Genomic DNA, 6,545 nt, shown 5'->3' with positions numbered 1-6,545 from the left:
GTGAATTGTGTCGGATCCCGAATCGTCTGTCATTTGCCCAGGTAGCTGCCTTGCCCGTGAACTATCTGTAGCGCGGCAATCTGGGTAGGAAGCTCGCACTCAACTTGGCGCGGGCAGCGGTGGTGTCCCAGCTGTCGGCGGGTCGGCAGACCACTCGTCATAGAGGGCGCGCTGCTCTTGATCATCAGAGAACAGCCAGGGCGGCGGCTCGTCTTTGTCCCCGGTACCCATAGTCATGTCCCTGATTAGCACCACCGCCAGGGACAGCGGCCATTTTGAGCCGTCGGTACGACAAAATCATCGAACCGGACGAGGTGGTGCATCGCTTCGGGGGCAGCATCAACGATCGCCTGAATCCGCCTGGCTGCCTTGGTCGGTGTTGAAAATCTCCCGGGTGCCGCACCCCTCCAGCGCCTGTTCCAGAGCCGTCACGCAGAACGAGACGTCCATCGTGTTCGGCAACCGCCACGCCAGAACCGCACGGCTCGCTCAGTCGAGGATGGCGACGAGATAAAGAAAGCCACGGCCGATGGGCAGGTGCGTGATGTCGGCCGCCCTTGCCTGCTTTGGCCGGTCGATCGTCAAGTTGCGCAACAGACAGGGATAGATCCTGTGGCCCGACGCTGGCCTCGTCGTGTTCGGCCTTGGTCCCCGCGCTGCGATGCCCATCTTGCGCATCAACCGCTGCACGCGCTTGCGGTTGACCTGAAGCCCCTCATCCTTCACCATCGCGGTCAATGGGCATGCGAGTGTCTCCCATCTCTGGAAGCTGTCGGATCAGCTCAGAGACTGGTCGACGGGGAGGGGACGGCCAATTCTGGTAGTTGTGCCAAGGCTTTTTCTGATCGATGTACCTTACGGTCAGCTTCTTCCGCCGTGGAGGCTGGCAGCGTTGAACTTAGCGGCGCGTGGTAGGGATAGCGTTTCTTCTCTCGGATCACAAGCGTCGAGCCACGTGCCCGCTAACTTCTACCATGGATGATCCGAGCGGGCGGTGTTCACCAGAGGTTATGCCGATGACCGGTGTTCCAATACTTCGTCACGCGCTACAAGGGCCAATGAGCGGTTTCGCTCAAGGATGTGTACTCCGGCAAACCCGGGCCGGTTCAAAGCTTGATCACCTTTCACAGTAGAGCAACACGGCGAAGGCCTTGCGTTACGCGCTGCCTCATTGGGACGGCCTGACGCTCTGACTTGATGACGGGCGCACGAGATGGACAGGAATGCTGTCGAGCGTGCGATGCGGCCAATTGAGCTCAACGCCAAGAACTCTCTTTTTGCCGGTTGCGACGAGGGCGCCGAGAATTGGGCAGTTCTGGCTTCGTTAATCGAGACAGCCCTATGCCGCGCGCGGCATAGACAGGTTGCGACCAGAGGCGATGATGGCCCAGTGCTCGGCGCCGCCGTCGGAACCTGCCGTCGACGCCATAGACCCACTGGCCGCTCTCTACACGGCTTTTGCGACACGCCGATTCAGACTCTCCGCGAAATATAGCCATCGGGGCACCTATCGGGAATCTGGCAGACTGAATAATCCGCCTCCAGCATTGGTCACGTCAAATGTCGTCGTTAAGTCAGGTCCTTGCGATCAAAGCTACCAAAAGTGGCAGGTATCACATATTGGAGATCGTGTTACCCTCTAAAGGTTGATTGAGCTGAGCCGCTAAACCAATCACAACGTTACAGTTTAGAGAGGAGACGTACAATGGCATCGAACGTAGCTGAAGACGAGAAACGCCGTACACAGCAAGGGCCGCAAGTGACCCAGGCATCGGCTGCTGGGCCAGGTGGCGCCGCCGAGCACATTAAGCAGTCGACTGCAGCCACCCGCGCTTCATTCGTGTTTGCAGATTGGCAGAAGTCGATCGAAGCAACGACGAACTTCTTCGCGGCGGCTTTGAAAGACGGTTTGAGATTGACTGCTTCCTCTTTGCACGATCACGCCAATTTTCTAAAAGTCGTTGCTGAGGTCAAGACGCCCTCCGAGTTGCTGAAAAGCTATCTGGACTTGGCAGAGCGATCTTGGTCGAGATCGTTCACTGAAGGCTCGAAGTTGTTGGATAATCTCAAGATACAACAACATCAGCGTTGAGCAGTCGAATCGATGTAGATCATATAAGCGACGACGAGCTTGGGGCGGTCGCCTAGTACTTTCCCAAGATCGTCTGATCGGCCAGTTCTGATGGCAACGCGCCTTCGGTAAAGCAAAGCATTTTCGAGCGGCCGGTGGTCAGCTCATTGTCGCGGTTTGCTGAAAACGGACGCGGGTGTAAGAGCAGGAAGGCCGTCCAGGCATTGGTGCCCGCAAATTGTATTATAAGGCCACGATCGGAGCAGCGACATGCATTGCTTATGTGCCGGTCCGCACCGTGGCTGCAGGCGCACCTTGAAAGAACTCGGAAGACCGCGAGCCAAAGGCCGCTGGCGGCGTGGGTTCCTTGGCATGAGCGCCTCGATTTCTGTCCTGGTCCAGCCATTAGGGATACGCTGAAGCGTTGTGGTGATTATGCGAATGATCGACGTTGTTCATATTCCCAGTCTGCAGCAGTGATGATCACCGCTTTTCATCCGCGAGCTCTCTCATTATGCCGCAAGCCGGATTATGCCGCATGAGCAGTCTTCTTCGCTTCGAGGCCGGCACCTGTTGGTCGCCACGTCGCTGCGCGGGGACCAAGCCGCCGCTGGCATGGCACTGACCAAGCGGCTAATTCCGGACGACGCAACGACGCACGTGCCCGCGGCTGCTCGGCAGCTGTGGAGGGGCACCAGCGCAGCATAGCTGGCATAGGAGAGCCAACGGGTTCTTTCATAGCCGTCGGCGTAGACGGCGTTGATGGTCTCGGGCGTCAGATGCCAATGAAAGGCGGACGTTCTCCGTCGAGTCGACCGCCGAGAAGTCGCCCCGCGGCGGGCGCACGCGGCAGCCTTCTCCCTTGCGTGTTTCATGCAGTGCGTTAGGACCCTAGCTAGCTTGCGTCGCTGTAATGGCCCATCAATGGGCACGCCGAGAGCCCGCGACTGAACTCAGGATTGGATGAACCCCTAAAGCTTATCGATTGCCTGGAGTTGCGGTTTCCGAAAGGATATCAATGATCTCGAGCTTCGCGTCATACTCCTCGTATGTGCCGAGCATGGGTTCGCCAAGTGCAATATTGTGCACGGGATCGACAATCGAGGGTGAGTCGTAAGTTAGGGAGGTGGGTCCAGTAAATTGAACTTGATCGCCAAGCTCGTCGCGTCGCAACGTTCGCGCGGTGCACCATTTGACGAGCTGCGTTACTGCGCCCTTCCCGCGCTCATTGATGGGGGGCAAATGCCGAACCGAGTAGAAATACGTCCGCGCAGAAAACATCTGTTGCGAACCCGAGCTCATGCGCTGGTCCGGTTGAGCGGTAAGAGTCAGCAGGCGCTTGCCAGCTGGACGCTCGAGCGTACCCTGAATTAGGCCACCTTCTCTAATCAGAGCAATGTGCGCCAGCTTTTTTGGAGCACCAAGAACCTCTCGTCCCGAGGCAAGCGCTGCATCATTCGTTGTCACGTAAATGTAAGGAATGTAAAAGCCGGTCTCACCGCCGGGATCACGAACTTGAATTCCTGAATAGCACTCCAAGTACGGCCCCACAGTGCTTGAGGGATAGCTCGCGACCCCCACAAGGGGGGGGGGGGGGGGGGGGGGGGGGGGGGGGGGGCGGCGATTGCAGGGTTTGCTGGGGGCACTAATCCCCTCGGTAGTAGAGAGGACACCTCGCTCCCCACGCTGAATACAAGGTTTATGGCTTGGCAGCCGAGAAACGCGCTGCCACGGTCTTTGCTCCCACTGTAGAGAGGCGCATCAAGAGGAATACCTTTTACCTCGGGCATCGCGTTCCTCCTCGCTCTTGGAGTGTTTGGACGCAACTGTAGATTCCGCTAACTCATCTCACCAAGAGTATTCGGTTGTTGAAGCCTCCTGAAGAGACTGTGATTCCAATGCGGCTCGGTGATCCGTCGGCTCATAGATCCGGTGATCGCGATCGTCTTACCGACGACGCATCCAGTTCTGCGCGTTGCACCTCAATTCTGTGCTGCAGAATGAGCTTGACGATTGTGCGTTCATTCCGGCGAAGCGTGCTCACCGACGATGACGCTAACTCGACAGGCCTCTCTATCTGTCGCATGCAACGTCGATGCCAAGCACCTCATTCGGTGTTAGAGGACTCGCGCGGATGAAAATGTACGAGAAGGACGCCGACAACCGTCGCCTTTTCTGCTGTTGCCTTCTCCCTCGTTTGATTGGCCACGCGGAATGTCGAAAGTCCGACATGATCAATCGGGGCATAAACTGTCGCGCGCCATGGAAAACTGCCCCCTCGGCGTCATGAGGAATTGCCCCCTCCTTGGATAGCCGAGGAGAGAGTGAGTGAAAGAGGAACGAATCGCGGAAAGCTCGTCGTGGATTGATCCACGGGGGCAGGTGATGAAGACGCCGGATGACGTGGCGGAGATGTCGCGCCTGAGGGCGTGCGGGTGGGGTCTGAAGCGGATTGCGCGGCAGCTGGGCTGCAGTCATTACAGGGTGAAGGACTACGTGGCGGCGGGCGGGGTAAAGCCGTTCAAGTTCCCTGAGCGGGCGAAGCGGCTCGACGGCCTTGAAGGTTGGCTGCGCGAGCGGTTCATCCGGCATCGGGGCAATGCGGATGTGGTGCGCCAGGACCTGTTGGCAGAGAAAGACGTGGCGGTCAGCCGGCGAACCCTACAACGGGCCGTGCAGCCGTATTGCCAGGCGCTGAAGGCCGAAGCGCTGGCGACGACGCGGTTCGAGACGCCGCCGGGCCGGCAGCTGCAGATCGACTTCGGCGAGCGTCTGGTCGAGATCGGCGGGGCCAAGATCAAAGCATTCGTCTTCGTGGCGACGCTCGGACATTCGCGGCGGCTACATGTGCGTGCGTTCCGGGCTGAGAAGCAGGAGCACTGGTTTGCGGGGCTTGAGAGCGCGTCCACGACCTTCGGCGGCGTGCTGGAGGAAGTGCTGATGGACAATCCACGCGCGCTGGTGGTGCGCCACGACGCCGTGAGCCGGTCGGTCAAATTTAACGACAAGCTCATCGCGTTCGCGAAGCATTGGGGCTTCCGTCCTCGCGCCTGCGCGCCGTATCGGGCGCGGACGAAGGGCAAGACGGAGAATGGCGTCGGTTACGTGAAGAAGAACGCGATCGCGGGGCATTCCTTCGCGAGCTGGGAGGCATTCGAGGCGCATCTGGCCGAATGGGAGCGTGAGGTGGCGAACGTGCGTATCCACGGCACGACTGGGGAGGCGTCGATTGCTCGCCTCGCGCGTGACGAGGCACACCGATTGAAGCCGCTCGGCGGGCAACCCTCGTTCGGATCCTTGCGTGAACTGACCCGCGTCGTCGGCCACGATTGCGCCGTCGAGATCGACACGAACAGCTACTCAGTGCCGTGGCGCCTGATTGGCGAGCGCGTGGCGGTAACGATCGCGGCCGGGGAAGTGCGGATCCGCCATGGATTGCACCAGGTTGCGATCCACAAGCAATCGGATGGACGCCGGCTGCGGATCATCGACACCGCCCATCTCGATGGTGTTGCTGGTCGCAATGGCGCGGTCCGCCGGGCTGAGATCGCGGCGGCGGTGCTGGCGCCGTCCTCACCGCCGTCGTTGTTGCGCCCTCTTGCCGAATACGAAGCCGTGGTCGGAGGAAGCTTCTGATGACGCGGGCAAAGAAGATAATGGAAGCAACGACCGATCCGCTCGATACCATGCTGGCGCGACTGCAGCTCTCCGGTATCCGCGATCAGCTCGACAGCTTGCTCGACGAGGCGGCGCGCGCGAACCTGTCGGCGCGCGAGACGCTGATCCTGCTGTGCGAGCGCGAGATCGCACGCAAGGACCATCGCCACATAGAGATGGCGCTGAAGCTCGCACACTTCCCGGCGGTGAAGGAGCTTGCTGGCTTCGACTTCGAGGCGCAGCCGTCAATCGATCCAAAGCAAATCCGTGATCTTGCTGCATCACGTTGGATAGCCAACGGAGAAAACGTGCTGCTGCTCGGCCCGCCCGAGTCCGATTCATACTGCCCACCTCGCTATGCCATCATAGTTCAAGCTCTCTTTGGCGGAGATCGCCAGACGACGGGCGCCGGAAGCGCCGCGCCTGCGCGGCGTTCCTGACCTCGGGGTGCTCCAGATCAAGCGCCTTGATCACCCAGGGTGCGCCCTTGCACAGCTGGTGCGCGGGCAAGCTTCGCTCCGCGATCAGGCGGCGAACCGTCGATGGGCTGACCTTCAACGCAGCGGCGGCTTCATCCAGAGTCATTTCTCCTCTCTCCATGCGTTCGCCTTCCCGGCAGGGTGCGATAGCTTGCTGGTTGCGCAAGTGACGAACGCGGGCGCGGGTCCAGCTGTTACCGTGCCCCGTCGACTTGCCCGCTCGGTTGAGGACCGCCGCGAACGTGCCGTCGGGCATCTGGCGTGCCAGAACACGCACGAGATCGATGACATCTGCGGATGTGCTCCAGCGGTGTTGGCCCGTGCGGTTCTTTCTGGTC

The 6,545-nt window shown here is 60.0% G+C and carries 4 protein-coding genes and 3 pseudogenes; 4 read left to right on the top strand and 3 right to left on the bottom strand.

Going from position 1 to position 6,545, the window contains the following annotated elements:
• Positions 1 to 351: 351 nt before the first annotated feature.
• A pseudogene (locus XI03_RS00665) lies at positions 352 to 723 on the bottom strand (DDE-type integrase/transposase/recombinase); the annotation flags it as partial.
• Between the two features lie 383 nt (positions 724 to 1,106).
• Between XI03_RS00665 and XI03_RS40390 the strand changes: the two are divergent.
• Together XI03_RS40390 and XI03_RS00655 are read left to right on the top strand one after the other, a co-directional pair.
• Positions 1,107 to 1,336, top strand: a pseudogene (locus tag XI03_RS40390) (IS66 family transposase); the annotation flags it as partial.
• 369 nt (positions 1,337 to 1,705) lie between these two features.
• Entirely contained in the window at positions 1,706 to 2,092 is a 387-nt protein-coding gene (locus tag XI03_RS00655) for a hypothetical protein (RefSeq protein ID WP_271591014.1), read from the top strand.
• 957 nt (positions 2,093 to 3,049) lie between these two features.
• Here the strand turns inward: XI03_RS00655 and XI03_RS00650 are convergent.
• Positions 3,050 to 3,610 carry an acetoacetate decarboxylase family protein gene (locus XI03_RS00650; protein WP_271591013.1) on the bottom strand — a complete coding sequence of 187 codons (561 nt, stop codon included), beginning with the start codon at positions 3,608 to 3,610 and terminating at the stop codon, positions 3,050 to 3,052.
• An 846-nt stretch (positions 3,611 to 4,456) separates the two neighbouring features.
• Here XI03_RS00650 and istA point away from each other — a divergent pair.
• Both istA and XI03_RS00640 read left to right on the top strand, forming a co-directional pair.
• On the top strand, positions 4,457 to 5,707 hold the full coding sequence (gene istA / locus XI03_RS00645; RefSeq protein WP_442869676.1) for an IS21 family transposase: 1,251 nt from the start codon (positions 4,457 to 4,459) through the stop codon (positions 5,705 to 5,707).
• A gap of 20 nt (positions 5,708 to 5,727) precedes the next feature.
• Positions 5,728 to 6,057 (top strand): annotated as a pseudogene (locus XI03_RS00640) (ATP-binding protein); the annotation flags it as partial.
• A 34-nt stretch (positions 6,058 to 6,091) separates the two neighbouring features.
• Here XI03_RS00640 and XI03_RS00635 read toward each other — a convergent pair.
• Positions 6,092 to 6,545: helix-turn-helix domain-containing protein (locus tag XI03_RS00635; protein ID WP_271591011.1), on the bottom strand; the 454-nt coding region annotated here is incomplete at its 5' end.

Origin of the sequence: Bradyrhizobium sp. CCBAU 65884, from assembly GCF_028128835.1 — a bacterium.
In the GTDB taxonomy this organism is placed as follows: Bacteria; Pseudomonadota; Alphaproteobacteria; order Rhizobiales; family Xanthobacteraceae; genus Bradyrhizobium; species Bradyrhizobium ottawaense.
The sequence above is the reverse complement of the archived record's forward strand: the minus strand, read 5'-3'. Positions and strand labels throughout refer to the sequence as shown.

What these genes read in the sequence shown, in the direction of transcription:
- XI03_RS00655 (WP_271591014.1), top strand. Translation starts at nt 1,706, where the DNA reads ATGGCATCGAACGTAGCTGAAGACGAGAAACGCCGTACACAGCAAGGG.
- istA (WP_442869676.1), top strand. Translation starts at nt 4,457, where the DNA reads ATGAAGACGCCGGATGACGTGGCGGAGATGTCGCGCCTGAGGGCGTGC.